At 65.2% G+C, this 26,465-nt stretch carries 28 protein-coding genes; 22 read left to right on the top strand and 6 right to left on the bottom strand.

Going from position 1 to position 26,465, the window contains the following annotated elements; genetic code table 11:
• The first annotated feature begins 332 nt into the window (after positions 1-332).
• Positions 333-1,898, top strand: coding sequence for a GTPase HflX (hflX, locus tag DAD99_RS01670; RefSeq protein WP_193340081.1), 1,566 nt, complete (start codon positions 333-335; stop codon positions 1,896-1,898).
• Complete coding sequence (locus DAD99_RS01665; RefSeq protein WP_193340080.1) at positions 1,891-3,948, top strand: ATP-dependent DNA helicase; 2,058 nt, start codon at positions 1,891-1,893, stop codon at positions 3,946-3,948. Before hflX ends, DAD99_RS01665 begins: the two co-directional genes overlap by 8 nt.
• 95 nt (positions 3,949-4,043) lie before the next feature.
• Here DAD99_RS01665 and lexA read toward each other — a convergent pair whose 3' ends face one another.
• A complete protein-coding gene (gene lexA / locus DAD99_RS01660; RefSeq protein ID WP_193340079.1) occupies positions 4,044-4,787 on the bottom strand; it encodes a transcriptional repressor LexA in 744 nt (247 codons plus the stop codon).
• A 349-nt stretch (positions 4,788-5,136) separates the two neighbouring features.
• On the opposite strand from lexA, the gene DAD99_RS01655 reads away from it, so the two are divergent.
• The 8 genes from DAD99_RS01655 to DAD99_RS01620 all read left to right on the top strand — a co-directional run bounded on the left by DAD99_RS01655 (position 5,137) and on the right by DAD99_RS01620 (position 11,437).
• The gene (locus tag DAD99_RS01655; RefSeq protein WP_193340078.1) at positions 5,137-5,577 is read left to right on the top strand and encodes a LysM peptidoglycan-binding domain-containing protein; all 441 of its coding nucleotides are present in this window, start codon (positions 5,137-5,139) and stop codon (positions 5,575-5,577) included.
• 78 nt (positions 5,578-5,655) lie between these two features.
• Positions 5,656-6,774, top strand: coding sequence for a histidinol-phosphate transaminase (locus DAD99_RS01650; RefSeq protein WP_193340077.1), 1,119 nt, complete (start codon positions 5,656-5,658; stop codon positions 6,772-6,774).
• A gap of 79 nt (positions 6,775-6,853) precedes the next feature.
• Positions 6,854-7,480 (top strand): imidazoleglycerol-phosphate dehydratase HisB, encoded by a 627-nt coding sequence (gene hisB, locus DAD99_RS01645; protein WP_056343053.1) that lies wholly within the window; start codon positions 6,854-6,856, stop codon positions 7,478-7,480.
• Positions 7,477-8,208: an imidazole glycerol phosphate synthase subunit HisH gene (hisH, locus tag DAD99_RS01640; protein ID WP_193340076.1), complete on the top strand. Its 732-nt coding sequence runs from the start codon at positions 7,477-7,479 to the stop codon at positions 8,206-8,208. The genes hisB and hisH overlap by 4 nt, the downstream gene beginning before the upstream one ends.
• Entirely contained in the window at positions 8,209-8,367 is a 159-nt protein-coding gene (locus DAD99_RS01635) for a hypothetical protein (protein WP_185263144.1), read from the top strand.
• Between the two features lie 57 nt (positions 8,368-8,424).
• A complete protein-coding gene (gene priA, locus DAD99_RS01630) occupies positions 8,425-9,171 on the top strand; it encodes a bifunctional 1-(5-phosphoribosyl)-5-((5-phosphoribosylamino)methylideneamino)imidazole-4-carboxamide isomerase/phosphoribosylanthranilate isomerase PriA (RefSeq protein WP_193340075.1) in 747 nt (248 codons plus the stop codon).
• Between the two features lie 9 nt (positions 9,172-9,180).
• Entirely contained in the window at positions 9,181-10,077 is an 897-nt protein-coding gene (locus DAD99_RS01625) for an SseB family protein (RefSeq protein ID WP_193340074.1), read from the top strand.
• Between the two features lie 55 nt (positions 10,078-10,132).
• Complete coding sequence (locus tag DAD99_RS01620) at positions 10,133-11,437, top strand: MFS transporter (protein WP_193340073.1); 1,305 nt, start codon at positions 10,133-10,135, stop codon at positions 11,435-11,437.
• Positions 11,438-11,514: 77 nt separating this feature from the next.
• Here DAD99_RS01620 and DAD99_RS01615 read toward each other — a convergent pair whose 3' ends face one another.
• Positions 11,515-11,901 carry a DUF1844 domain-containing protein gene (locus DAD99_RS01615; protein ID WP_056342948.1) on the bottom strand — a complete coding sequence of 129 codons (387 nt, stop codon included), beginning with the start codon at positions 11,899-11,901 and terminating at the stop codon, positions 11,515-11,517.
• 387 nt (positions 11,902-12,288) lie between these two features.
• On the opposite strand from DAD99_RS01615, the gene infC reads away from it, so the two are divergent.
• The 4 genes from infC to DAD99_RS01595 all read left to right on the top strand — a co-directional run bounded on the left by infC (position 12,289) and on the right by DAD99_RS01595 (position 15,140).
• Positions 12,289-13,311: a translation initiation factor IF-3 gene (gene infC / locus DAD99_RS01610; RefSeq protein WP_375372168.1), complete on the top strand. Its 1,023-nt coding sequence runs from the start codon at positions 12,289-12,291 to the stop codon at positions 13,309-13,311.
• 116 nt (positions 13,312-13,427) lie between these two features.
• Positions 13,428-13,622, top strand: coding sequence for a 50S ribosomal protein L35 (gene rpmI / locus DAD99_RS01605; protein WP_009358635.1), 195 nt, complete (start codon positions 13,428-13,430; stop codon positions 13,620-13,622).
• A gap of 119 nt (positions 13,623-13,741) precedes the next feature.
• Positions 13,742-14,197 carry a 50S ribosomal protein L20 gene (gene rplT, locus DAD99_RS01600; protein ID WP_056342954.1) on the top strand — a complete coding sequence of 152 codons (456 nt, stop codon included), beginning with the start codon at positions 13,742-13,744 and terminating at the stop codon, positions 14,195-14,197.
• Between the two features lie 49 nt (positions 14,198-14,246).
• Positions 14,247-15,140 (top strand): RNA methyltransferase, encoded by an 894-nt coding sequence (locus DAD99_RS01595; RefSeq protein ID WP_193340072.1) that lies wholly within the window; start codon positions 14,247-14,249, stop codon positions 15,138-15,140.
• 136 nt (positions 15,141-15,276) lie between these two features.
• Here the strand turns inward: DAD99_RS01595 and DAD99_RS01590 are convergent, their stop codons facing one another.
• Positions 15,277-15,552 carry a GlsB/YeaQ/YmgE family stress response membrane protein gene (locus DAD99_RS01590; RefSeq protein ID WP_056342958.1) on the bottom strand — a complete coding sequence of 92 codons (276 nt, stop codon included), beginning with the start codon at positions 15,550-15,552 and terminating at the stop codon, positions 15,277-15,279.
• Positions 15,553-15,781: 229 nt separating this feature from the next.
• Between DAD99_RS01590 and DAD99_RS01585 the strand changes: the two genes are divergently transcribed.
• Complete coding sequence (locus tag DAD99_RS01585; protein ID WP_193340147.1) at positions 15,782-16,759, top strand: cation diffusion facilitator family transporter; 978 nt, start codon at positions 15,782-15,784, stop codon at positions 16,757-16,759.
• Between the two features lie 61 nt (positions 16,760-16,820).
• On the opposite strand, the gene DAD99_RS01580 is transcribed toward DAD99_RS01585, so the two are convergent.
• Positions 16,821-18,029: an MFS transporter gene (locus DAD99_RS01580; protein WP_193340071.1), complete on the bottom strand. Its 1,209-nt coding sequence runs from the start codon at positions 18,027-18,029 to the stop codon at positions 16,821-16,823.
• Between the two features lie 67 nt (positions 18,030-18,096).
• On the opposite strand from DAD99_RS01580, the gene DAD99_RS01575 reads away from it, so the two are divergent.
• The 4 genes from DAD99_RS01575 to DAD99_RS01560 all read left to right on the top strand — a co-directional run bounded on the left by DAD99_RS01575 (position 18,097) and on the right by DAD99_RS01560 (position 19,404).
• Positions 18,097-18,549, top strand: coding sequence for a (deoxy)nucleoside triphosphate pyrophosphohydrolase (locus DAD99_RS01575; protein WP_193340070.1), 453 nt, complete (start codon positions 18,097-18,099; stop codon positions 18,547-18,549).
• Positions 18,550-18,767: 218 nt separating this feature from the next.
• Positions 18,768-18,905 (top strand): hypothetical protein, encoded by a 138-nt coding sequence (locus tag DAD99_RS01570; RefSeq protein ID WP_193340069.1) that lies wholly within the window; start codon positions 18,768-18,770, stop codon positions 18,903-18,905.
• Positions 18,906-19,112, top strand: coding sequence for a hypothetical protein (locus DAD99_RS01565; protein WP_193340068.1), 207 nt, complete (start codon positions 18,906-18,908; stop codon positions 19,110-19,112).
• A 28-nt stretch (positions 19,113-19,140) separates the two neighbouring features.
• A complete protein-coding gene (locus DAD99_RS01560; RefSeq protein ID WP_193340067.1) occupies positions 19,141-19,404 on the top strand; it encodes a MetQ/NlpA family ABC transporter substrate-binding protein in 264 nt (87 codons plus the stop codon).
• A gap of 69 nt (positions 19,405-19,473) precedes the next feature.
• Here the strand turns inward: DAD99_RS01560 and DAD99_RS01555 are convergent, their stop codons facing one another.
• Both DAD99_RS01555 and DAD99_RS22240 read right to left on the bottom strand, forming a co-directional pair.
• Complete coding sequence (locus tag DAD99_RS01555; protein ID WP_193340066.1) at positions 19,474-20,601, bottom strand: Rv2578c family radical SAM protein; 1,128 nt, start codon at positions 20,599-20,601, stop codon at positions 19,474-19,476.
• Positions 20,602-20,704: 103 nt separating this feature from the next.
• On the bottom strand, positions 20,705-21,907 hold the full coding sequence (locus DAD99_RS22240; RefSeq protein ID WP_375372167.1) for an SIMPL domain-containing protein: 1,203 nt from the start codon (positions 21,905-21,907) through the stop codon (positions 20,705-20,707).
• 201 nt (positions 21,908-22,108) lie between these two features.
• Between DAD99_RS22240 and pheS the strand changes: the two genes are divergently transcribed.
• The 3 genes from pheS to DAD99_RS01530 all read left to right on the top strand — a co-directional run bounded on the left by pheS (position 22,109) and on the right by DAD99_RS01530 (position 26,451).
• The gene (pheS, locus tag DAD99_RS01540) at positions 22,109-23,170 is read left to right on the top strand and encodes a phenylalanine--tRNA ligase subunit alpha (protein ID WP_185263154.1); all 1,062 of its coding nucleotides are present in this window, start codon (positions 22,109-22,111) and stop codon (positions 23,168-23,170) included.
• Positions 23,171-23,172: 2 nt separating this feature from the next.
• A complete protein-coding gene (pheT, locus tag DAD99_RS01535; RefSeq protein WP_193340064.1) occupies positions 23,173-25,716 on the top strand; it encodes a phenylalanine--tRNA ligase subunit beta in 2,544 nt (847 codons plus the stop codon).
• Positions 25,717-25,857: 141 nt separating this feature from the next.
• Complete coding sequence (locus DAD99_RS01530) at positions 25,858-26,451, top strand: 4'-phosphopantetheinyl transferase superfamily protein (protein WP_309233175.1); 594 nt, start codon at positions 25,858-25,860, stop codon at positions 26,449-26,451.
• The last annotated feature ends 14 nt before the right edge of the window (positions 26,452-26,465 follow it).

The following is a 26,465-nucleotide window of genomic DNA, read 5'->3' as shown; positions in this document are numbered from 1 at the left end:
CTCCCGGACGCCGCCTGTCCCGAAGCCGTGCCCCGCAGCGATGCAGGTATTAACCTTCCGCAAGTGCGCCACATAACAGCTCTTCGTAGCTGTTATGCCGCCGGGCAATACTCGAGTGATCTGCCGTTGCCGGTCCCTTGCAGTTTGCCCGCGCTTTCCACCACTCCACGCATCTCCCGGATGCGACGACTCCCTGCACGCCACGGTCCGGACCGGCGCGCGCAGCAGACCAGGAGGCCCGGATGACTGCAAGCCGTCAGCCCAGCGCGAATACTTCACCACAGACCAACGATCCGCACTATTCTGAAAATGCCGAATCTTCAAAGGAGACCATGACCAGCCAGCCCAACACCGGTTCCGATCCAGCAGCCCAGGACATGAGTCCCGAGGAGATCCAAGCTGTCATCGACCGGATTCTCGCCAAGGACGTACCGGCCAGGAACCTCACCGCCGCAGACGGTGACAAAGCCGTGTTCGGCAGGGCTCAGGCGATTTCCCGCTTGGACGACGAACACACCAGCTACGACGGCGACCAGCAGGACCGGGAGGAACGCCGGGCACTACGGCGCGTGGCCGGTCTGTCCACCGAACTCGAAGATGTCACCGAAGTCGAATACCGGCAGCTGAGGCTCGAACGTGTGGTCCTGGCCGGGCTATGGTCCGAAGGCACCTTGGCGGACGCGGAAAATTCCCTGCGTGAACTTGCCGCCCTTGCTGAAACAGCAGGCTCGGAGGTCCTGGACGGTATGGTGCAGCGCCGTGCCAAACCGGACCCGGGCACGTTCCTCGGTTCCGGAAAGGCCCTTGAGCTCAAGGAAATCGTGATGGCCACCGGGGCTGACACGGTTGTGGTGGATGCCGAGTTGGCGCCGTCCCAGCGCCGAAGCCTTGAGGACATCGTCAAGGTCAAGGTCATTGACCGCACGGCGCTGATCCTTGACATCTTCGCCCAGCACGCGAAGAGCCGTGAGGGCAAGGCCCAGGTGGAGTTGGCGCAGCTCGAGTACCTCCTGCCACGCCTGCGCGGCTGGGGTGAATCGATGTCCCGCCAGGCCGGTGGCCAGGTGGGCGGCGCCGGCGCCGGCATGGGTTCGCGCGGACCCGGTGAGACGAAAATCGAACTGGACCGTCGCCGGATACGGACGCGCATGGCCAAACTGCGGCGCGAGATTGCGGCGATGAAGCCGGCACGGGAAACCAAGCGGGCCAACCGCCGTCGTAATTCAGTCCCTTCCGTTGCGATTGCCGGATACACGAACGCCGGGAAGTCTTCGCTGCTGAACAGGCTGACCGATGCCGGTGTGCTGGTGGAGAACGCACTGTTCGCCACCCTGGATCCCACCGTGCGAAAGGCCGAAACCTCCGATGGCCTCGGCTACACCCTGGCGGACACCGTGGGTTTTGTGCGTTTACTGCCCACACAGTTGGTGGAGGCCTTCCGTTCCACGCTGGAGGAAGTGGCTGACGCGGATCTGATCCTGCACGTGGTGGACGTGTCCCATCCGGACCCGGAGGGCCAGATTGCTGCAGTCCGCAAGGTCTTCAGCGAAGTGGATGCCCGCAAGGTGCCGGAGATCATAGTCCTGAACAAGGCCGACGCCGCTGATCCGTTTGTGGTGGAGCGCCTTAAGCAGCGCGAGCCGCGCCACGTGGTGGTATCGGCCCGCACCGGCCAGGGGATCGCCGAATTGCTGCAGGCCATCAGTGACGGGATTCCCCGGCCCGGCGTGAAGCTGGAGCTCCTTATTCCCTACGACCGCGGTGACCTGATCAGCAAACTGCACGAGACCGACGCCGAGATCCTGAGCCTGGAACACGGCGAACACGGTACCCGTGCTTTGGTGATGGTGCGGGAAGGCCTTGCGGCTGAACTGGAATCCTTCATCAACCATGACTGAGGTTGTGGCAGGGGAAGTCAAAGGTACGGCCGGCGAGCAGTTCGTGATCGAACTGCTCGACCGCGCCGTAACCGGCATGGGCGGTCAAAGCCGCAGCGGCCAGCACGAGATGGCAAGGCAGGTGGCCAGAGCCATCGAAAGCGGCGACCACCTCCTGGTGCAGGCCGGAACGGGGACCGGAAAGTCGCTGGCCTACCTGATTCCGCTTATTGCGCACTCGCTCGTGAGCAACAAGCCCACGCTCGTGTCCACAGCCACGCTTGCGCTGCAGACCCAGATTGTGGGGCGCGACCTTCCCCGGCTGCTGAAGACCATCACGCCCGCCCTCGATCGCCCCGTCAAGGTGGCCCTTGTCAAGGGCCGCTCCAACTATGTGTGCCAGCATAAGCTCGTAGGCGGGTTCCCTTCTGAGGAACCCGCCGAGGGCCAGCTGTTCTCCCTCGGCGAGGACACCAGCGTCCCGCATTTCGCCGCCGCCTTGGGCGGGCCGTCGTCCCAGCTGGGGAAGGAAGTGGTGCGCCTGCGGGAGTGGGCGGAAAAGACCACCACGGGCGACCGTGATGAACTGCTTCCCGGGGTAACGGACCGGGCCTGGCGGCAGGTGTCTGTGACGTCCATGGAATGCCTGGGCGCCCAAAAATGCCCCATGGCGGCCGAATGCTTCAGTGAACTGGCACGCCACGACGCCGCCGAGGCTGACGTGGTGGTCACTAACCATGCCATGCTCGCGGTCAGTGCCTTTGAAGGCCTCGCAGTGCTCCCCGAGTACGACGTTGTGGTGGTGGACGAAGCCCACGAACTGCAGGACCGCGTCACCGGTGCCGTGTCGGGGCAACTCTCCGTGGCAATGGTCCACGCTGCCGCGTCGGGCGCGCGCAAACACACGGCCATCACGGTGGATGCCCTCAACGCAGCTGCCGCCAACCTGGAACTCGCCCTGGCCGGGGTGCCCAACGGGCTGCTGCCCAACGGCCTCAACGACGAACAGCTGGACTGCGTGGACCAGCTGCGTGAGGCGTGCCGGGCTGCACTCTCTGATTCCAAGGGCGACGGCAGCCAAACGGCCGACGGCGGGCGGCAGCTCGCGCGCTCACGCCTGATGCTGATCCTCGAACTGTGTGAACGGCTCATTGTGGCCCGTGAGAACCGTGAAGTGGTGTGGTTTTCCCGCGCAAGTTCCTTCGACCCGCAACAGGGCTATGCCCAGCCCGACGAGTCTGCGCCGGCCCTGGTCAACATCGCGCCGCTCAGCGTAGCCGGAAAGCTCCGCGAAGGGCTGTTCGCCGGCCACACCGTGGTGCTGACCTCGGCCACGCTTGCCATCGGCTCAGCCTTTGAACCGGCCGCCGGCGGCCTGGGGCTCGTGGGGGAGGGCGCGCCGAGCTGGACCGGGATCGACGTCGGATCGCCGTTTGATTATCCCAAGCAGGGGATCCTCTACGTCGCAGGGCACCTGCCCAAGCCGGGCCGCGGGGCGTCGCCGGAGGCACTCGATGAACTTGAAGCGCTGATCCGGGCGTCCGGCGGCGGAGCCCTGTGTCTCTTTTCATCGCGCCGGGCCGCAGAGGAGGCCGCGGAGGCGATGCGTCCCAGGCTCGGCCTCAGCATTCTCTGCCAGGGCGACTCCACCATGACTGCCCTCGTGAAGCAGTTCGCGGACGAGCCCGATACCTGCCTCTTCGGAACCATGTCCCTCTGGCAGGGTGTGGATGTTCCGGGCGGATCATGCCGGCTCGTGGTGATCGACCGCATTCCGTTCCCGCGGCCGGACGATCCGCTGATGACAGCACGGTCCCGCGCCGTTGCGCAGGCCGGCGGAAACGGCTTTATGGCGGTTTCGGCCACCCATGCGGCTATCCGCCTGGCCCAGGGCGCGGGCCGCCTGATCCGTTCCACCGGAGATAAAGGCGTGGTGGCCGTGCTTGATTCCCGGCTTGCCACCGAGCGCTACGCCGGATTCCTCCGCGCCGCGCTGCCGCCGTTCTGGCCCACCACGGACCGCAAGACAGCGTTTGCTGCCCTGGAAAGGCTGGCCGGGAAGGGCGCCTGACTGAACCTGGACACTGTGTGGTCCTGCAAAGTCAGGCCCCGTCCCGTAGCTTGCCCTCGTCCTGGCCGAGGGGGCGTGGAGGCCCGCTTCGGGACCTAGAGCGAGCGCAGGACCGAGACGACCTTGCCCATGATTGTGGCGTGATCGCCCAGGATGGGTTCGTATTGCGTGTTCTGCGGCAACAGCCACGTGTGTCCATCGCGCTGGCGGAACGTCTTCACGGTGGCTTCGTCGTCCAGCAGGGCCGCGACGATATCGCCGTTGGCGGCGTCGGCCTGGCGGCGGACCACTACCCAGTCGCCGTCGCAGATGGCAGCGTCCACCATGGAGTCGCCGGCCACGCGCAGCATAAAAAGTTCACCCTGGCCCACGAGCTGCCGCGGCAGTGGCATCACGTCTTCCACCACCTGGTCGGCAAGGATGGGCCCGCCAGCCGCGATCCGGCCCACCAGCGGCACCATGGCGGTGTCCATGGCGGAGGGAAGTTCGGTGACCGTTCCGCCGACGCCGTGCAGGACCGAGGGCTTGGTAGTCCCCTTGGACTTAGTGGACCCGCCATCCAGCGTCAACGGCATGAGGACCTCCATGGCACGCGGACGTTTGGGGTCCCGGCGCAGGTATCCCAGCTTTTCCAGCTGCGACAGCTGGTGGGTCACGCTGGACAAACTCGCCAGGCCCACGGTGTCGCCGATTTCACGCATCGACGGCGGATAGCCGTGGTCATTCACCGAGCGCTGGATGGTTTCAAGGATCTTTTTCTGGCGGGCGGTGAGCCCCTTGGGGGTCCGTTGGGGCTGGCGGCGCGGTGTCGCCTTGCCCCCGGCGGCTGGTGCTGCCATGTTCGCCAATGCCTTTCGGTTGCCCGGATCCGCTCCGGCCGCTGGTGCCTGGAACGCCCCGGGGCTGGTGTCGGAGTTGATTGTCAGACCCTGCTGATCAACTACAGAGGTGGTTGTTCTTTGATCCAAACGTAGGCCAGCCACAGGGCTTTTTCAAACATTTGTTCTAGCGAGTCTCGACAATATTCGTTGATAAGTGCTAAAAATGAAGAAGCAAAGTTCGAACATGTGTTCTACTCGTTGCTTGCGGATTCGAATACTCGAATTTATGGACGGCCCAGGCCGGCACCGGCAAGTGGACGCGGAGGACGCGCCGGGCAGCACAGTATGGTCCAGGAGGGCTCATTTCATGTCAGCTATATCTGCTTCGCAGGACTCGCGTCCGCAGTTCGTTTCCGTGCAGGACCTCACCGCGCGGCAGTGGTCCGGGCCCCTGCCGGCTTCGGGTGCGACGCCCAGGCAGCGCAGGGAATCTTTGCCGCCGCTGCGCCTGACCCGCAGGGGACGGATTGTCCTCATTGGCATCCCGCTGGTGATCCTGGCCGCAATCCTGCTTTCGCTGGCAGGTTTCCTCAACGCACCGGCGAAGGCTTCCGACTCTGCCGCCGACCTGTCCTTGACGCCAACTGTGTCGGTTACGGTCCAGGCCGGGCAGTCCCTCTGGGCCATCGCCAGTACCGTTGCGCCCGAGCGTGATCCCCGTGATGTCATCGCGGATATTGCTCAGTTGAACAATCTTTCCGCCGGCGGCGTTGTCCCCGGACAGCAGCTCTTCGTCCCCACGAAGTAGGGAGGCTCCAGGCTCTGGAACGTGCCGCCGCAGGCCGTCACATTTTCCGGCCGTCTGCTTCGGACCTAAACTGTTCAGGTGAATGACCAGCTAGAGCGTCTGAACAGACTTCCCCTCCGGACCAACCTCCGCGGGCTAACCCCGTATGGTGCCCCGCAGTTGGATGTACCTATCCTGCTGAACGTCAACGAAAACACCCATGGGGTCCCGGCGGACGTCCGGGCCGCGATCAGTGTGGCCGTGACGGAGGCCGCGGCAGGACTCAACCGCTACCCGGACCGTGAGTTCACCGAACTCCGGGAAGCGCTGGCCGAATACCTCGGCCACGGTCTTGATGCCACCAATATTTGGGCAGCCAACGGATCCAATGAGGTCCTCCAGCAGATTCTCCAGGCGTTCGGCGGACCCGGGCGCACGGCCCTGGGATTCCCGCCCACGTATTCCATGTACCCGCTCCTGGCCAGCGGCACCGACACCGGGTACATTATTGGGCAGCGCGCCGATGACTACGGGCTCAGTGCCGAATCGGCTGCCTTGCAGGTCAAAGAGCTTCAGCCCAACATCGTTTTCCTGTGCTCACCGAACAACCCCACCGGCACTGGCCTGGGCCTGGATGTTGTGGAGGCCGTGTACGCGGCCGGCGAGGCCAGCCAGACCATTGTGATCGTTGACGAGGCCTACCACGAGTTCGCCCACGATGGAACGCGCAGCGCCCTGACCCTGCTGCCCGGCAGGGAACGCCTCATTGTGTCCCGCACCATGAGTAAGGCGTTCGCCCTCGCGGGTGCACGCCTGGGCTACATGGCCGCCGCCCCCGAGGTTACGGACGCACTCCGCCTGGTTCGGCTGCCGTACCACCTCTCGGCCATCACCCAGGCAACAGCCCTTGCCGCCCTCCAGCACCGGGCTGCCCTGATGGCCGATGTCGAGGACATCAAGGAACAGCGCGACCGCATCGTTTCGGAGCTGACCCGCATGGGCCTCAAACCTGCCGCCTCGGATTCGAACTATGTGTTCTTCGGGGGCCTCGACAACCCGCATGACGTCTGGCAGCAGTTGCTGGACGACGGCGTGCTGATACGCGACGTCGGCATCCCCGGCCACCTGCGTGTCACGGCAGGCACTGAGACCGAGACCACATCGTTCCTGACGTCGCTGGAACGCATCCTGGCCAGCCAGGCCACGCTGCCAGCCTAAACTTGAAGTACCGCCGCCCCCGCGCGCCGGCACATTTCCTTCGCTACGCATTTCTGACTTCGCTTAAGGACATATGACCATGAGTTCCACCGGATCGAACGCTGCCGAGCCCCGGACCGCCCGCATGGAGCGTGCCACCAGTGAATCGTCAGTGCTCGTGGAGATCAACCTGGACGGCACAGGCGTATCGGACATCGATACGACTGTCCCGTTCTACGACCACATGCTGACGGCGCTGTGCAAGCACTCGCTCATTGACATGACGGTCAAGGCCACCGGTGACACCCACATCGACGTCCACCACACAGTGGAGGACGTTGCCATCACGTTCGGGGAAGTCCTGCGCACCGCCTTGGGCAACAAGGCTGGGATCCGCAGGTTCGGTGAGGCCACCGTGCCCCTTGACGAAGCACTGGCGCACGCTGTGGTTGACGTCTCCGGCCGGCCCTACCTGGTGCACGGCGGCGAGCCTGCCGGGCAGGAATACCACCTGATTGGCGGCCACTTCACGGGGTCGCTGACCCGCCACGTTTTTGAGGCCATCACCCTTCATGCCGGCATCTGCCTCCACATGAACGTCATCGCGGGCCGCGATCCGCACCACATCGTGGAAGCGCAATTCAAGGCCTTCGCCCGCGCCCTGCGTGCTGCGGTCGAACCCGACCCCCGCGTTGAGGGGATTCCGTCCACAAAGGGTGCCTTGTGAGCGGCCAAATACTCCGGGATGGCGCCGTCATCGATCCGGCCGCCGGCCTGAAGCCTGTATCGCCCGAAGGCAAGCCCACAGTTACCGTCCTGGACTATGGTTCCGGAAACGTCCGCTCCGCCGTGCGCGCCCTGGAGCGGGCCGGGGCCGAGGTTATCCTCAGCTCCAAGCCCGAGCACGTACTTAATGCCGACGGCCTGGTAGTACCCGGGGTCGGTGCGTTCGAGACTGTTATGCGCGAGCTCCAGGCCGTGGACGGCATCCGCCTGATCGGCAGGCGCGTGGCCGGGGGCAGGCCGGTCCTGGCAATCTGCGTGGGCCTGCAGGTCCTGTTCGAGGCCGGGGTAGAGCACGGGACAGAAGCCGAAGGCATGGGGGAGTGGCCCGGCAAGGTGGAGCTACTTCCCGCAGAGGTAGTGCCACACATGGGCTGGAACACAGTGGACGTTCCGGAGGGATCCAAACTCTTCGCCGGCGTCGCGGACCAGCGCTTCTACTTCGTTCACTCCTATGGTGTCCAGGAGTGGAACTTCGACGTGATCCAGCCTCGGATGACCGCACCTCTGGTGACCTGGTCAGAGCACGGCGCGCGCTTTATCGCCGCTGTGGAAAACGGACCGCTCTGCGCTACCCAGTTCCACCCGGAAAAATCCGGCGAGGCCGGTGCTCGGCTGCTACGCAACTGGGTGGACGGCCTTCGCAAGCCAGCTGCCACGGACGCCGCCTAGATGTGGTCGATTGTCCTGATGGGCCTGGCCGGCGTCCTGGTGGGCGGCGCCCTGTCCTTCAGGCAGCAGCACAAACCAATGTGGACCCAGGTGGGCTTCTACGTCCTGGCCGGCATGGCGCTGCTGGCTGCCTACCTGCTGACGCTTCCTGGAACCTAGCCCCACACATGACCAGTTCCGTTTCCATGAGCAACCCATCACCCAAGAGGATTTGAGATGACCACCGCAACCGATCTGCCGGTTCTTGAACTGCTGCCCGCCGTCGACGTCGTAAACGGACAGGCCGTGCGGCTGGTCCAGGGAGAGGCGGGCAGCGAGACGAGCTACGGCACGCCGCTGGAGGCAGCCCTCAACTGGCAAGACCAGGGCGCCGAATGGGTGCACCTGGTGGACCTCGACGCCGCGTTCGGACGTGGCTCGAACGCCGGGCTGCTCCGTGAAGTGGTGGGCCGGCTGGACATCAAGGTGGAGCTCTCCGGCGGACTCCGGGACGACGAATCCCTCGAGGCGGCGCTCGCACTTGGTGTGGCCCGCGTCAACCTCGGCACGGCTGCGCTGGAAAACCCCGAGTGGACCCGCAGCGCCATCGACCGCTTCGGCGACAGGATCGCCGTCGGCCTCGACGTCCGCGGGACCACGCTGGCCGGCCGCGGCTGGACGAAGGAAGGCGGCGATCTCTGGGAGGTCCTGGGCCGGCTCGAAGAAGCCGGGTGCTCCCGGTATGTTGTCACTGACGTCACAAAAGACGGCACGCTGCAGGGTCCCAACGTTGAACTCCTGCGCCAGATGGTGGAGAAGACCGGCAAGCCGGTGGTCGCGTCCGGCGGCATCTCCAGCCTGGACGATCTGAAGGTGCTGCGCTCCCTGGTGCCGCTGGGCGTCGAAGGCGCGATCGTGGGCAAGGCGTTGTACGCCGGCGCCTTCACGCTCCCCGAAGCCCTCGACGTCGCCGGACGCCGCTAAGCAGTTTCCGTGGACAGCACGCACAACGCCGATCCGGCTGCGGAATCCCCGGCGCCGCGCCATCTGCCCGGACACATTGCCGCGGCGCTGGCGGGCGCGGGTGGCCGTACTGACTCGGCAGGCCAGCCGTGGGAAGGGCGGAGCCTCGCCGGCGATGACGGCCGGATCCACAACTTCGAGGACGACGACGGCACGGCCGACGCGGGCTACCTCGCCGCCGTCGAAGCCATGCTTGAAGGCGTCGGCGACGAAGCGGCCGTGGTGGCTTCGCTGGCCACCGCCCGCGTGTTTATCCCAATCATCGCGCAGCTTGGCGAAGAAGCGGAAGGCCTCGATGGCCTGACCGCGGACAAGCAGGCGGACATGGCCCTGGTCACCCTCAAGGCCGCGGACGGCCGGACGGCCATGCCGGCCTTCACCTCGGCGGCCGCCTTGGCCGCCTGGCACCCCGAAGCCCGGCCGGTGGCAGTGTACGCCGCCCGGGCTGCCCTCTCGGCCGTGGCCGAGGGAGCGGAGCTGCTGGTGCTCGATCCGGGCTCGGAGGTCACATTTGTGGTCCGGCGGCCCGCCGTCTGGGCTCTGGCCCAGCAACAGGACTGGATCCCTTCCTACACTGATACAGCGCTGGAAGCCCAGATGGCTGAGGCAACGGCCGCATTCCCGGCAGTGCGCCGGTTTGCCCTCCTCCCGGGTTCCGGTGTCACCGCCCGCACCGGCACGGGTGCCACACTCCCGGGGGGCGGTGCCGGACCGGAACTACAGGTACTGCTCCACCTTGCGGATGGCCTGGACGCCGCGGCAGTCCAGGACCTGGTGTCCGGCCTGCAACAGGCATGGTCCCGGAATGTATTGTTTGGAGAGCGCGTTGACTCGATCGAAATAAAGTTGCGGCGCGCGGCACATTAGCTGACGGTTGGCGCGGAGATCCCGGGCTGCCGTGGGCAGATACAAAGGATTTTCCGTGAACTTCGCTCTATACCGGGAGCTGCTGGCCGTCCGGCCCATCCGGCGGCTGTTGCTGGTCGGCATGATCGCCCGCATTCCCCATTCGGCGGCAGGCATGCTGCTGACCCTGCACATCGTCCTCACCCTGGACCAGGGCTATGCAGCTGCCGGTGCCGCGGCGGCTGTCATGACCATCGGCATCGCAGTTGGCGCACCATGGCGCGGCCTGCGCGTGGACACTGTTGGCCTCCGCCGGGCTCTGATTCCGTCGGTGGTGTCCGAGGCGGTCATCTGGTCCGTGGTGCCGCACGTGTCCTACCAGTGGCTGCTTCCGCTGGTGTTCGTCGGTGGCGTGCTGACGTTGCCTATCTTCAGTGTTGTGCGCCAGTCCCTGGGAGTCCTCGCGGACGGGTACCAGCGGCGGACCGCTTATGCGCTGGACTCGATTGCCACGGAGATGGTGTTCATGATCGGGCCCGCCGCCGGGGCCGTGGTGGCGACCAGCGGCTTCACTGTTCTGGGACTCACGGTGGTGGGTGTTTCCACGTCACTGGCCGGATTGTTCCTCATCTGGTTCAACCCGCCCACGCGAAGTGCCACGCAAACTCTGGAAAGCGAAGCGGACCAGCGCCATGCCGCGGAAGTGGCTGTGCTTTCCGCCGCACCGGCCCACCTCCAGGAAGCGGCGGCGGACCTTGTCCCGGCCGGGGCAGAACGCCTCGGAAGTGGGCCGGCGGGGCTGCGCGGCAAGGTGGCCCACAACTTCGCCTGGCTCACGGCCACTGTCGCGGCCGTCTTCGCCGTTGCTGCTGGAACCGGCATGGTGCTCAGCGGCACCGACGTTGGAATTGTTGCTGCCTTGGAAACCGGCGGCCACCAGGCCGAAATCGGCATTGTATTCCTCTTTTGGTGCGCCGCGTCTGTGGTCGGCGGGCTGGTGTATGGGGCCATGCACCGTCCCGTTTCGCCGATCCTCCTGCTGCTTGGCATGGCGGCCCTGACCATCCCGATGGGCTTCGCCCAAGACACCTGGACGCTGGCTTTTATCTCGATCCTTCCGGGCCTCTTGTGCGCCCCCGTCCTGGCGGCCGCCTCCGAACAGGTGGCAGATCTGGTGGCGGAGGACCGCCGCGGCGAGGCAATGGGGTGGTACGGCTCTGCGCTGACTGCCGGCGTTGCGCTCGGGGCACCACTTGCCGGGATTTTCATAGACGGGATGGGGCCGTCCGGCGGGTTTGTCTCCGTAGGAGTGGCCGGCGTTCTGCTCTGCGTTGTGGGCCTGCTGCTCAAGGCAGTGCGGCGGCGCCGGGTGGCTGCCTGAACGACGACGGCGGCGGAGATCCGTGTGGACCGTCCGCCGCCGTCGTCGTTGTACTTTTTGAAGTTTGCTGTTTGGGTCTAGTTGACGGCGCCGGTGTACTTCTCGCCCGGGCCCTTGCCCGGGGCGTCGGGGATGATGGACTCCTCGCGGAACGCGAGCTGCAGGGACCGCAGGCCATCGCGCAACGGGCCGGCGTGCTGGGATCCGATTTCGGGGGCCGCTGAGGTCACCAGCCCGGCAAGGGCGGTGATGAGCTTGCGGGCCTCGTCCAGATCCTTGAGTTCCTCCGCATTGTCCTCTGCGGCGAGGCCCAGTTTGACGGCGGCTGCGCTCATCAAGTGCACTGCGGCGGTGGTGATGACCTCGATGGCCGGCACCTCCGAGATATCGCGGATTTGCTGGGTTACGTCAGCCTTGGCGGCGGGGGCCTCGAAAACGTGTGAATTGCTGTCTGGGGTGCTCATACTGGTAAGCTTGTCACAGACCGACTGGATGCCGTTATTTCGCCGTGGAAAGTCCCACCAACGCTTAGCCGCGTTTGGCGGGACTTGTTCTGTAGAATGACATTCAGTTTGCAAGCGGAGTTCTCTCCCACCCGCGTCAGCCGTTTTCCGGCCGGAAGTAATTCCTGAGGAAGCAAGGTTGCCGGGTACCGGTCGGACAGTTCTTTCAGGTGCCAAGCCTGGAGAAGTGCGCACTGCCTCTACTGAGGACCGTGCATCCGACCATCGAGGCCTTCGATTGCTCCGGCAATTGGGGGCCTTCTCTATTTGCCGGTGGAATACCACATCAATCACAGGAGCTTTAACATTAGCGAGCCAAGAATCAATGAGCGTATCCGCGTCCCCGAGGTGCGGTTGGTCGGTCCTGCAGGCGAACAGGTAGGAATCGTCCGTATTGACGATGCCTTGCGTTTGGCTGCCGAATCCGATCTTGATCTCGTTGAAGTTGCACCGCAGGCCAAGCCTCCGGTGTGCAAGCTGATGGACTTCGGCAAGTACAAGTACGAGGCCGCCGTCAAGGCGCGTGAAGCACGGAAGAACCAGACGAACACTGTTCTGAAGGAAATCCGCTTCCGCCTCAAGATTGACACCCACGACTACGAAACCAAGCGCGGCCATGCACTGCGCTTCCTCGGTGCCGGTGACAAGGTCAAGGCCATGATCCAGTTCCGCGGTCGTGAGCAGCAGCGTCCGGAAATGGGCATCCGACTGCTCCAGCGCTTCGCTGACGATGTCGCCGAAGTAGGCGTTGTTGAGTCCAGTCCCCGTATCGATGGCCGCAACATGGTCATGGTTGTGGGCCCGCTGAAGAACAAAGCTGAAGCCAAGGCTGAGGCACGCCGCGCATCGCAGCGTGCAGAGGCAAAGGCGCAGAACGAAGCCAAGGCTACGGGCGGTGGCCGCATCGACGTCTCCGGCGACGACCAGGCACCGCTGACGCAGTCGCTGGCTGACCTTCTTCCGGAAGGTTTCGCCATTACGACAGAGCCGGAAATTGCAGCTCCGGCCGAGCCTGAGACGCCTGTCGAGGCCGCTCCGGAAGCCGAAGCCCCTGTCAAGGAAGCTCCGGCGAAGGAAACCCCTGCAAAGGAAACCGCCCCGAAGGCAGCGCCCGTCAAGGAAGCAGCCGTCCAGGAGGCGCCCAAGCAGGCAGCCCCGAAGACCGCTGCTCCCAAGCGTGAGGCTCCCAAGGCGGCTCCGGCGCCGGTCAAGGCTCCTGCCGCCGTCAAGCCCGCCGAAGCAGCTGCTCCGGCAGCTCCGCGGCCCCCGGTGCCCATGCCTAAGCCGATCGCCCGGCCGGCAGCGCCGAAGCCTGCTGCAAGGCCTGCCCCCAAGGCAGCTCCGAAGCCGGCTGCCAAGAAGACTACCTAGTTCACAGCTGCGGGAGGTTATCCTCCCGCAGTACGCAACCAGCATGCCGCCTGCAGGGGTGGCTGCTCGAAAGAACTGCAGACAATGTCTGTGGACACGTAAGGAGATCGGTTCCCATGCCGAAGATGAAGACCCACAGTGGTGCTAAGAAGCGCTTCAAGCTGACCGGCAGCGGCAAGCTGCGCCGCCAGCAGGCCAACCGCCGCCACTACCTTGAGCACAAGTCCTCCAGGCTGACTCGTCGCCTCGCCGGCGACAAGATTGTCTTCAAGGGTGACGCAAAGGTCATCCGGAAGATGCTCGGCATCTAAGTTCCAAGTTCTCTGACTGATGCCACCTGGCAGCAGTCAACTACCAATAAGGCTTCTCAGGCCAGCCGGTTGTTCCGGCAGTAGATGCTTGGGATCAGAATTTTCGAAGGAGTACGCACGTGGCACGTGTGAAGAGGGCGGTCAACGCCCACAAGAAGCGCCGGGTTATCCTTGAACGCGCGAAGGGCTACCGTGGACAGCGTTCACGCCTGTACCGCAAGGCCAAAGAGCAGCTGCTGCACTCGTTTGTGTACAGCTATGGCGACCGCAAAAAGAAGAAGGGCGACTTCCGCCGCCTGTGGATCCAGCGCATCAATGCTGCATCCCGCGCCAACGGCCTGACTTACAACCGTCTGATCCAGGGCCTGAAGGCCGCTGAGGTCGAGGTTGACCGCCGCATGCTTGCCGAGCTGGCCGTTTCGGATGCTAACGCATTCGCCGCGCTGGTGAAGATCGCCAAGGATTCCCTGCCTGCCGACACGTCCGCTCCGGCCGTCGAAGCCGCAGCCCCTAAGGCTGCCAAGGCACCGAAGGCCAAGGCTGCAAAGCCGGCCGCTGACGTGGCTGCCAAGTAGCACCCACGCCAGTTCGAGGACTGGTGGCTGAAGCCACTAAGGTTCTTACATGAACGAAACCGGGCGCCCGCAAGACTTTCCACTCTCCAATCCCCGAGCTGATCGGGTGAGGAAGGTGGCACAACTTGCCGGGCGCCCGGCGCGTTTAAAGCGCAGCGAGTTCCTGGCGGAGGGTCCGCAGGCTGTCCGCGAGGCCCTGACGCTGCACCAGAAACGAGTTGCCGCGGGGGAGCCCGGCGTCGTCTATGAGGTCTACGCGAGCGAGGCATGCCTTGACCGGCACCCGGACCTGGAGACACTAGCGGAGGGCATCGACGCATATCTCACTACGGATGAAGTGCTGGCCGCAATGGCGGACACCGTTACCCCGCAGGGCATTCTCGCAGTTTGTAGATTCCTGGACGTGAGCCTTGAGCAGGTCCTGGACGCCGGACCGCGGCTGCTTGCAGTGCTGTGTCAGGTCCGGGACCCTGGCAACGCGGGCACCGTTCTCCGGGCAGCTGACGCGGCCGGGGCGGACGCCGTCATCCTGACCGCCTCCAGCGTTGACATCTATAACCCCAAGGCGGTCCGTTCCACCGCCGGTTCCCTGTTCCACCTTCCCGTGGTCCTGGGCGCCGATATTGCGGAAGTGGCAGCAGCCTGCCGGGCTCGGGGGATCGGCGTACTGGCTGCCGACGGCAACGGTGACGTCAACCTGGATACGCTCCAGGACGAGAACGCCGCCCGCCGGATCGCAGGCCCCGGCGTCGAATCGCTGTTCGCCCTGGAGAATCCCACAGCGTGGCTGTTCGGAAACGAGGCCCAGGGGCTCGCCGAGGATGAACTGGCCCTGGCCGATCACCGCGTGGCCGTGCCCGTTTACGGCGGAGCGGAAAGCCTGAACCTTGGCACGGCGGCAACGGTGTGCCTGTATGCGAGTGCCCGGTCCCAGAAGGCATGACTCACGTTCGGGCGTGGCTCACGGAAAGTCAGACTCGCCGGGAGATTTGACCTGACTGGACGCATGACTTAACAAGGCAGGGCCCCGGAAGTTCTCCGGGGCCCTTGCTGTATGAATCAGATGAGGTAAGGGGTAATCAGGGCGCCCGTGTGCTTTTGCTGCGTCCTGTGATGGCGCCGTAGACACCGGCAACCACCAGGCCGCCGACAATAGCCAGGATCCAAGTACCCAGATCAAAGAAGGCAAGGTCACCCTTGCCGAACAGGAGGCTGCCAATCCAGCCGCCTACAATCGCGCCGACCACGCCGAGCACGAGGCTCGTCACCCAGCCGCCGCCGACTTTACCCGGCATGACGGCCTTAACGATGGCCCCTACGATGAGGCCGAGAATAATCCAAGCAAGAAAACCCATGTCTCCTCCTTCATATTCGTCGGGATTAAACGTCCCGATTAGTGTTCAAGCTAACATACGGCTCGTCTAATGTCAGCAGGCTTAGTGCATGTCAGAGGTGCGTCTTCCGGACCCGAAAAGGTACGGTGTTCGGGGGCGGAGCCGACTACGGCGCCGCGAAAATCCCTGCTTGGTTCTGAACCTGTGAAGAGGAGAAGCCTCAGTAGCTGCAAACGGAGGTACCAAGGCGATCGTCGCGGCCCTTGCCGCAAACCTGACCATCGCCGTCCTGAAATTCGTAGCCTTTTTCCTGACGGCATCCTCGTCGATGCTCGCCGAAGCGATCCACTCCATGGCCGACTCCGGCAACCAACTATTGCTGATGATCGGCGGCAAACGCGCCAGAAAGGCAGCCAGCCCGGAGCATCCGTTCGGGTACGGCCGTGAACGCTACATTTACGCCTTCATCGTCTCGATCGTGCTCTTCAGCGTGGGCGGGCTCGTTGCACTTTTTGAAGCGTGGGAGAAGCTGCAGCACCCAAACGCCATCGAGGGGGACTTCTGGTGGGTTCCGTTTGCGGTGCTGATCGGCGCCATCGTTGCCGAATCGTTCTCGTTCCGGACGGCCATCATCGAGTCCAACCACATCCGCGGCAAGCAGGGCTGGGTGAGTTTTGTGCGCACAGCCAAGCAGCCGGAACTACCGGTCATCCTGCTGGAAGACCTCGGGGCGCTTCTGGGCCTGTTGTTCGCGCTCGTCGGTGTGAGCATAACAATCGTCACCGGCAACGGGATCTGGGATGCCGCGGGTACCGGCATCATCGGTCTGCTGCTCGTGGCCATCGCGGTTGTCCTGGCTATCGAAACCAAGTCCTTGCTGCTGGGCGAGTCTGCCACCCGGGTTGATGTGGCCCGCATCAGCGATGCCATTGAGGCGGAGGGCCACAACCGCATCATCCACCTCAAGACCCTTCACCCCGGACCGGAGGCGCTGCTGGTGGCCGCCAAGATCTCCGTAGGTGCCGCCGAAACCGCCCGGGACATCGCCGCTGCGATTGATGGTGCCGAGTCCCGAATCCGCACGGCCGTTCCGATTGCCCGGGTGATCTACCTCGAACAGGATCTGCACCGCGAAGCCGGCCGCACGGACGAGATCTTCGGTGCAGGGCACGTTTCAGGCGCGGGCCACGTTTCCGCCGAAGCCGGAGCCCAGGACCCGCTGGCCTGACGTTACTGCCCCAGCGCACAGTATGCTGCGGTGAAGCCGCTGCCCGCCCGTTTCCCCCGGATCAGGCGGCCAGCGGCTTCTTGCGTTCCAGTAGCCCGCTGGCCACAGCGATGCCAAAGCCCAGGACGGCCAACACGGCCCCCACGAGCGCGGGCGCCACGAAGCCCCAGCCCCAGGCGATCACTACGCCGCCCAGGAAAGCGCCTAAGGCATTGGCAACGTTGAGCGCAGCGTGGTTGAGCGAGGAAGCAAGGGAAGGGGCGTCCGGCGAGGCATCCAACAGGCGGGTCTGCAGGGCAGGGATCAGCATGGAGCCGGACGCCCCCACCACAAAGACCATCACGAGGGCTGACCAGGGCCAGTGCACAGCGACTGCGTAAATCACCAGGGCGACGGCGATGCCGGGCAGGACCCAGTACAGCGTGCCCATCACCGACTTGTCGGCAAGCCTGCCGCCGACGACAGTTCCCGCCACCATGCCCAGTCCGTACAGTGCGACCACAACGGGCAGCAGCGACGCCGGAATCCCGGCCACCAGGGTCATGGTGTGCGCAATGTAGGTGTAGGTCGCGAAGAAGCCGCCAAATCCCACGATGCCGATCAGGATGGCCAGCCACACCTGAAGCCGCTTGAGCGCACCTATTTCGCGGCGGATGCTCGCGTCAGGATGGGGTGCTTGGTACGGAACATAGCGCCACAGCAGTACCAGCGTCAGCAAGCCAATTCCTCCTACCAGGAGGAACAGCAACCGCCATCCGAAGGTCTGGCCCACCCAGGTGGCCGCCGGCACGCCGATAACGTTTGAAACGGACAAGCCTGCCATCACCATGGAGATGGCCCAACCGCGGCGGGTGGGGGAAACCAGGGAGGCAGCGATCACGGCTGCGACACCGAAGAATGCGCCGTGAGGCAGTCCGGCCGCAAACCGGGACACCATCATGCTGCCGTAATCGGGAGCAAGATAGGACGTCAGGTTGGCGAGGGTGAAGAACAGCATAAGGCCGAGGGCGAGGTGTTTGCGCGGCAGTTTGGCTCCGACTGCGGCCAGCAGGGGCGCGCCCACCACCACTCCGAGGGCATAAGCGGAGATGAGGTGCCCCGCCTCCGGGGTGCTGATACTCAGCCCGTCTTCCACTTCTTTGAGCAGGCCCATCATGGTGAACTCCGTGACGCCTATTCCGACGCCTCCCATGGCCAGCGCAAAGATCGCTGCGCCGACGTGCGGAGTCTTCGCCGTGGACGCGGTGGAGGTTCGGACGACGCTGCTCATGTGCCTGCTTTTCAAAGGGGATGTTGGGGGAAGGCCCGTAAACCATTCTCCCTCATAGAATGGGGCGGTGAGTGGACTGATACAGGTAGTTGGTGGAGCAATAGTGGACTCGTTGATGGAGCCCACGCGCATGCTGGTGGCCAGGCGGACTGCTCCCGAGCAGCTCGCCGGGCTTTGGGAGTTCCCCGGCGGCAAGGTCGACGCCGGCGAGGAATGCGAGGCCGCATTGCACCGGGAACTCAGGGAGGAACTGGGCGTAGAGGTCCGCTTGGGGCCGGAAGTCCATGCCGGGACGGCGGCTGGCTGGCGGCTGAACGAGCGGGCCAGCATGCGGGTGTGGTTGGCGGAGATTTCCAACGGTGATCCCCAGCCGCTCGAAGACCACGACCAACTGAAATGGATTAGCACCACGAACCGTGATGAAGCTCTCAGCCTTCCGTGGATCCCGGCCGACTTCCCGATTATCAGGGCACTTCTTGAGTCTTTGGGCACGCCGGTGGGTTCAACCCCTACGCGCTGAATTTTAGGACGTCCAGACGCCTTAAATTTGCCGCGTATGTTCGGATTGGGCCCCGGTTTTGTGACTTGGCAGAATCTTTGGGATTGCCGCGCCGGACGAGCGCTGTTTCCCCGGAGGCCGCGTCCCGATTTCGGCGGCGTCATCGTTGACGGCCGTGACATGACCACTCTGGAAGGGGCGGAATTGCGCGGGGCGCGGCACAACATCGGCATGAAGCAGTGCCTGCCTTGGCGGTCGGACTCTCCACCACGGCGGTAGGGCTGATCGGTTACTCCGCAATGGTCGGTGCGGTGGGCGGCGGAGGCCTGGGAGACGTTGCCTTCCGTTACGGCTACCAGCGCTACAGCCCCGAATAAATGTTCGGCGTGGTGATCCTGCTCATCCTGCTTGTCCAGATATTCCAGTCCCCGGGGGAACTTCGCCGCCCGCAGGCTTTCCCACCGCTGACCACCGCACCGCAGTCCAAGGCGCCGGCATTCCTGAGGCGAACGCAACTGGAAACGTACAACAAGGCGTCCGGCAAGGACCTGGCCAACGATCCCACCAACGAATCCCGGCCCTGAAGCTGTTGGCGTCAAGGGCCTGATCGAGGTGACCGGGAACCCCATCACGCTCAAGGACATCACGGCCAACCCGAAGAACATCGAGTTCACCGAGATTGAGAACGCCAGCCTCCCGCAGGCCCTCAACCACAAGGACGCCGCCGTAGTGCCCTTGGCGTTCGCGCTGCCGGCCGGCCTGAGTGCAGACAAGCAGCTGCTCGTGGAAGGCAAGGACAGCGACTATTACAACGTGCTGGCCGTCAAGGCCGAGATGAAGCACCATCCCAGGGTCCAGAAGATCTACAAATCCTGACCACCCAGGACATGAAGGACTTCCTGCAGGAGAAGTACAAGGGCATTTCGGCCGGCTAGGAAGCTGCCCCTAAAACAGGGTGGGCTGCTGACGCGGACCGGCGGCGGCCGGCTGGGATTCCCCAGCCGGCCGTTCCTGTGTGCCGCCGGGGCATGACGGGATACTCCCGGCTGGATACTGGGCTTCCTCGCCGCGGGGATCGTCGTCGAGGTCACGGTGGCTGAAACCGTGGCCGCTGGTGAATCCGTGCCGCTGCTTGAAGTAGCGGACTTTCGCGGCCAGCCACGTGCGGTATTCCTTGGAGGCATAGGAGCCTGTGCCGTAGAGCCTCCGGTAGCGGCCTGCCAGTTCCGGGTGGTTCCCGGCAATCCACTGCATAAACCATTCCCGGGTACCCGGCTTCAGGTAAAGGGCGCCGGCGGTGACGCCCGTCGCCCCTGCGGCGGCCAGGGAACCGAACAGGGCATCAAGCGCTTCGTCACTGTCTGAGAGCCACGGCAGGATGGGCATCGCCATAACACCGCAGGGGAGCCCGGCATCGCGCAAGCGGGAGACCAGCTTCAGCCGCGCCCGCGGCCCTGGTGTGCCTGGTTCCACGGCTTCGGAGAGTGCCTCATCCGTCATGGCCAGGGAAATGCCCACACCTACCGGCACCTGGGCGGCAGCCCGCTTCAGCAGCGGAATGTCCCGGGCGAGCAACGTCCCCTTCGTGAGGATGGACAACGGCGTGCCTGAGTCAGCCAGCGCCGTGATGATTCCCGGCATCAGCTGGTAGCGGCCCTCGGCCCGCTGGTAGGGATCCGTGTTGGTGCCCAGGGCCACCTGATGGTGGCCCCAGGACGGTTTGGCCAGCTCCTTCCGGAGGACCTCGGTGGCATTTACCTTCACCACCACTTGGCTGTCAAAATCCAGCCCGGCGTCAAAGTCCAGGTACGTGTGGCTCTTGCGAGCAAAACAATAAACACAGGCATGGCTGCAGCCGCGGTACGGGTTGACGGTCCACTCAAATGGCATCCGCGACCCGGCCACCACCTTGTTGAGCACCGATTTGGCGGTGACCTCATGAAAGGTGATGCCGGCGAACTCGGGGGTGGTGACAGAACGGACCAACCCGGCAAGGGGGAGCAGGGCAGGTGACGGGCCGCTTCCGGGGACATCGGCGGGCCGGGGCATCAGTGCTTGTGCATCCCATCTCATGCCCTCTATTCGAAGATATGTTCGAAGTTAAGTCAAGGCCCGGACGTTTGGGTAGTCCGTGCGCCGGGCTCGGCGCCGAGCCCGGCGCCGGCCGTGGGAGGCGTCAGGCCTGCAGTTCCCACACCACGGTGACGCTGGTGCTAATGCTCGCGTGGCCCGCTTCCACGCTGATGGCTTCGCTGGCGGCGGCGCGTTGGATCCGGGCCACCGGGACCGGTCCGGGTGCATCGGGGTGCTCGGCAATTGAGGTCACCGCGCCAAGCCGCGCGGACGCCAGGGATGCAAACTGTTCGGCTCTGGCAGCGGCATCCTGCCAGGCAGCTTCCCGGGCAAGGGAGGCGACGGCCGACTCATCCGCGAAGCCCAGCTCCAGTCCGTTCAGGCGCACGTCATCGCCGCCGGCATCCACGACGGCGGCAATAACGCCGGACGCCGCAGTCACTTGGCGCAGGCGTACGGTAAGCCCGCTGGAGGCCACATAGCCGGTCACCTGCTGTCCGCCGCCGTCGCGCCAGACCAACTCCGGCCGGACGTTCAGCCCGGACGTCCGGATGTCCGCATCACCCACGCCGTGCCGGCGGAGCGCACCGGATACAGCCGCGGATACTGTTCCCGCGTCCGCATATGCGGTGCCCACGCTGTCCCGCCGGCATTCGACGCCCACGGAAATTGTCAGCAGGTCAGGTCGCGCCTCGGCCGTCCCCGTTCCGGTCACGGTGATGGTCCCGAAATTGGCCCTCGTGTTGGGTTCAACCGTCATTGTCAGACCTCGATTCCGCCGGCCCAAGGGGCGCCGGCCTTGTTGTTGTCCTGCTGTCAACGTAGCCGCCGGCCGCCAGGCCGGCCTGCCGTTCGAAGAAATTCTCCGACGCCGGATCGCCCGCCCAAGCACCGACCAGCCTGCAGCCAGGAAATACAGCGGAAGGAACGGCAGTCCCAGGCAGCAGGCGTACTGGCTGCAGTGCACTTCCTCATGCCCCAGGAGTGCCGGATTGGAAGTCAGGTCTTCAGTGCGGATCCTGCAGATAACCACGTTGCCAAGGGTGAAGGCCCCCGCATACGGAATGCGCCACCGGTAACCGGACGCGATGAGCAGCCCTCGAGGGCCTTGGCTGACGGCGGTTCCCGCCGCTGCGGCAACGGCCAGGCCCAGCAGGGTGGTGCCGTTGGCCAGGTTGGCAAGCTGCCGTACCCGCTGCCCTGCCGTCAACTGCCCTGCCGTCAACTGCCCTGCCGCGAGCGGCGCAGCCCTCGTCTGCCCTGCCGTCAACAGCTGTGCGGCTGCGCGGCCCTGCCCTTGTGTCATGAGGCCATGGTAGCCGGAGCCTTCACTTAGACTGGAGGATAGTGGCCGCCGGTTTTGACCGGTGTGCCCTGACCTGGTCATCGAGTGCATTCATCAAGCATGGATTCACGGAATGACCTGCCAGTGACGGATGCGCTGCCGGGAAACCGCGTGCGGCTGCACCCCTAACCGGCAGCCCCTACTCGTAGCTAAGAACAGTAGATGACTGAAACTTTGCCGGGCGCCGCCATCCCGAACCCTACGGATGAAGCCGCCATTACTGCCGCTGTAGACCAGGCCATCGCCGCCATTGCCGGCGCTGGCTCCCTTGACGAACTTAAGGCGGTGAGGCTGGCGCACACCGGCGAGAAATCGCCGCTCAGCCTGGCCAACCGGGAGATCGGTGGACTGCCGAAGGACCAGAAGGCCGTAGCCGGCAAGCTCATGGGTTCCTCCCGGGGCCGGGTCAACAAGGCGCTCGCGGACCGCACCGCCGAGCTGGAAGCACAAAACGACGCCCGGATCCTGCTGGAAGAGACAGTGGACGTCACTGCCGCGCCCCGTCGTCGTCGGGCAGGAGCCCGGCACCCGCTCTCCACGCTTCAGGACCGCGTGGCGGACATCTTTGTTGGCATGGGCTGGGAAATCGCCGAAGGCCCCGAAGTGGAATCCGAGTGGTTCAACTTCGATGCCCTGAACTTCAAGCCGGACCACCCGGCCCGCGAAATGCAGGACACCTTCTTCGTGGAGCCGCCCGAGGCCCACCTGGTGATGCGTACGCACACCTCCCCGGTGCAGGTCCGTTCCATGCTGGAACGCGAAGTGCCGATCTACGTGCTGTGCCCCGGCAAGGTGTTCCGAACCGATGAGCTGGACGCCACCCACACTCCGGTGTTCCATCAGTTCGAGGGCCTGGCCATCGACAAGAACCTGAGCATGGCCGACCTCCTGGGCACGCTGGAGCACTTCACCCGGCAGATGTTCGGTGACGAGGCCTCCGTCCGGCTGCGCCCGAATTACTTCCCCTTCACGGAGCCCTCCGCGGAACTGGACATCTGGCACCCGGGCGCCAAGGGCGGCCCGCGCTGGATCGAATGGGGCGGCTGCGGCATGGTCAACCCCAATGTCCTCCGGGCCGCGGGCATCGACCCGGACATATACTCCGGTTTCGCATTTGGCATGGGCATCGAGCGCGCGCTCATGTTCCGCAATGAAGTCGGCGACATGCGCGACATGATCGAAGGCGACGTACGTTTCAGCGAGCACTTCGGGATGGAGATCTAACAGTGCGTATCCCACTTTCCTGGCTGCGTGAATTCGCAGCAGTACCGGCCGGAGCAACGGCCGAAGACGTGATGGCCGAACTGGTCAAGGTCGGCTTTGAAGAAGAGGCCGTCCACCGCCCCACGGACACCCTGCAGGGTCCGGTTGTGGTGGGCCAGGTCCTGAGCATCGTCAAGGAACCCCAGACCAACGGCAAAACCATCAACTGGTGCCAGGTCCGGGTTGTCCCCGAAGGCCAGGAACAGACCCTCACCGGCGACGGAATCGACCCGTCCGGCGTGCAGGGGATCATCTGCGGCGCCCACAACTTCGTTGAGGGCGACAAAGTAGTGGTCACCCTGCCCGGAGCGGTCCTGCCCGGCGACTTCCACATTTCCGCCCGGAAGACGTACGGCCACCTCTCCGCCGGCATGATCGCCTCTGTCCGTGAGCTCGGCATCGGCGAAGACCACGACGGCATCCTGGTGCTGTCCCGCATCGGGCTTGATCCCGAAATCGGTACCGACGCCATGGAATTGCTGGGCCTCTATGATCAGGCAGCCGAGATCAACGTGACCCCGGACCGAGGCTACGCGTTCTCCATCCGTGGTGTGGCCCGCGAGTACGCCCACGCCACCGGAACCTCCTTCACGGACCCTGCGTCAGAGGTCCTGGCCCCGGCGGAGCTTTCCGGCGGCTACGGCGTCAAGCTCAACGACGACGCGCCCATCTACGGCAAGCCCGGCTGCGACCGTTTTGTGGCCCGCACCGTCCGCGGCGTCGACGCCACCAGGCCGACGCCCGCGTGGATGACCTCGCGGCTGCGGCTCGCCGGGATCCGCTCCATCTCCCTGCCGGTGGACATCTCCAACTACGTGATGCTCGAGCTTGGCCAGCCCACGCACTGCTATGACCTGGACAAACTATCCGGCGACATTGTGGTCCGGCGCGCCGTTGCAGGGGAGAAAATCACCACCCTGGACGCCAAGGAGCGCCCGCTCGACGTCGAAGACCTCCTCATCACCGACGGTTCCGGCGCGATCGGCATTGCCGGCGTTATGGGCGGTGCAGCCACGGAGGTGAGCGATTCGACGTCGAACGTCCTGGTGGAGGCGGCACACTTCGACGAGGTGTCCATTGGCCGATCCCGCCGCCGGCACAAGCTGCCGTCCGAGGCGTCCAAGCGCTTCGAGCGCGGCGTCGACTGGCACGTGGCGGACATCGCTGCCCAGCGTGTTGTTGACCTCCTGGTGGAACTCGCCGATGGGATTGCCGACCATGCGGGGACCGACGTCGGGACCGCGCCGGACGCCGTAACCATCGCGCTGCCGGCAGCCTTCGCCGCCCAGCGGATCGGCATCGATTTCACCGAGGAACAGATCACCACCGCTCTGGTGGACCTCGGTGCCGTGGTGGAAAAATCCGACGGCGGCTGGACCGTGACCGCCCCGAGCTGGCGCAGCGACCTGGAAACCAAGGAAGACCTCTCCGAGGAAATCGCGCGGCTGGTGGGCTACGAGAATATCCCCGCCACCCTTCCCGTGGCCCCTCCGGGACGTGGCCTGACCCGCGTGCAGCAGCAGCGCCGTCGGCTCATCCAAGCACTGGCTGACGCCGGGCTGACCGAAGTCCTGGCGTACCCGTTCGTCTCCAAGGCCGCCAACGACACGTTCGGCGTCGCCGAGCATGGTGCTGCCCGGAGCGCGGTCAAGCTGGCGAATCCCATCAGCGAGGAACACGGCTTCCTGCGTACATCCATCCTCCCCGGGCTCATCGAGGTGGCCAAGCGGAACCACTCCCGCGGCTTCCGCGACCTGGCGCTCTTCGAGTCCGGCCTGGTGTTCCTGCCGAGCGGGACTGTAGGTACACCGTCCATCCCGCCGCTGGGCGTCAAGCCTTCCGACGAGGTGCTGGATGCACTGTACGACGGCGTTCCGGACCAGCCGCTGTACGTCGCCGCTGTCCTCACCGGCCACGATTCACCCGCTGCGGCGAGCCACACACCGCGCTTGTGGGACTGGTCCGACGCGCTGGATATTGCCCGGCTTGCCGGGGACGTCCTGGGCGTGGAGATCGTGGTCAGCCAGGGCGCGCACCAGGCGTTCCACCCGGGCCGGGCCGCGCAGCTCTCACTGCGGACCGGTGAGGTGGTGGGTTACGCAGGCGAGCTGCACCCGAAGCTCCTGGCCGCGCACGACATGCCCGCCCGTTCGGTGGCGCTGGAATTCAACGCAGATGCGTTGTTCGAGGCAGCCGCGGATGTAATTGTGGCCCGCCACATCTCCACGTTCCCGGTAGCCACCCAGGACGTTGCGCTCGTTGTGCCGCAGGATATTCCGGCGGACCAGGTCCTCGAAGCGCTCCGCGAAGGCGCCGGCGAACTGCTGGAGGACGTGGCGCTGTTCGATGTCTACGCCGGCAAAGGCATTGAAGAAGGCAAGAAATCGCTCGCCTTCGGCCTGCGTTTCCGGGCAACGGACCGGACACTGACGGCCGATGAAGCCTCGGCTGCGCGCGAAAGCGCTGTGGCCCTGGCTGCAGAGCGCTTCGGCGCCGTCCAGCGCTAAGAGCGGATCCGGATGGCGGGGCCGGTGAGGGCCGGGCCGGCAGGAGAGATGGCGGAGCCGGGCTCCATAGTGCCGGTCCTGCGTTCCTGCCCTCCCGGATTACCGGGAGGGCGGCCCCCGACTGCGGGAGGCCAGCCGGCAGTGCTGGGGCCTGCCGAGCTGGCCCGCGCCGCTGCCCTGGCACCCGGCCCACGGGCCGTTTTTATGGCGGGCCGGCGTTGCCTGCGAACGTTCGCGGCAGAACTGTTGGACGTCCCGGCGTCGGACCTCACCACGCACTTTAGCTGCCCCCGGTGCGGCGCCGGCCCCGGGCTGTCGCACGGCAGGCCCGGGTATTCACTCAAGGGCGAGCCGGTGCCCCTCGCGCTGAGCCTGTCCCGGAGTTCCGGCTGGATCCTGTTGGGCGCCGTGATGGATCCGGCGGTCGGAGTCACCATGGGCGTGGACCTGGCGGACCCGTCCGGCATGGCCTTTGACGGGTTCGACGGCGTGGCCCTCACCGCCGCTGAGCGCGCGGCCCTCGCCGGGCTGGCCCGGCCTCAGCTGCTGCAGGAGCGGGCACGGCTCTGGGCGCGCAAGGAAGCCTGGCTCAAGATGACGGGAGACGGACTCGTTACCGCCCCGGACACCCTTGATGTTTTGTCCCGCCCGGAAATCAGGGACCTGGCCGCCGGAGAAGCGGGACTCCCGCTCAACTTCCGCGCCGCCGTCGCGGTTTCGCGAACCGGCGGGTAGCGCGCCGGCCGGTA

Source organism: Pseudarthrobacter sp. AB1 (assembly GCF_014926485.1).
GTDB lineage: Bacteria > Actinomycetota > Actinomycetes > Actinomycetales > Micrococcaceae > Arthrobacter.
The sequence above is the reverse complement of the archived record's forward strand: the minus strand, read 5'-3'. Positions and strand labels throughout refer to the sequence as shown.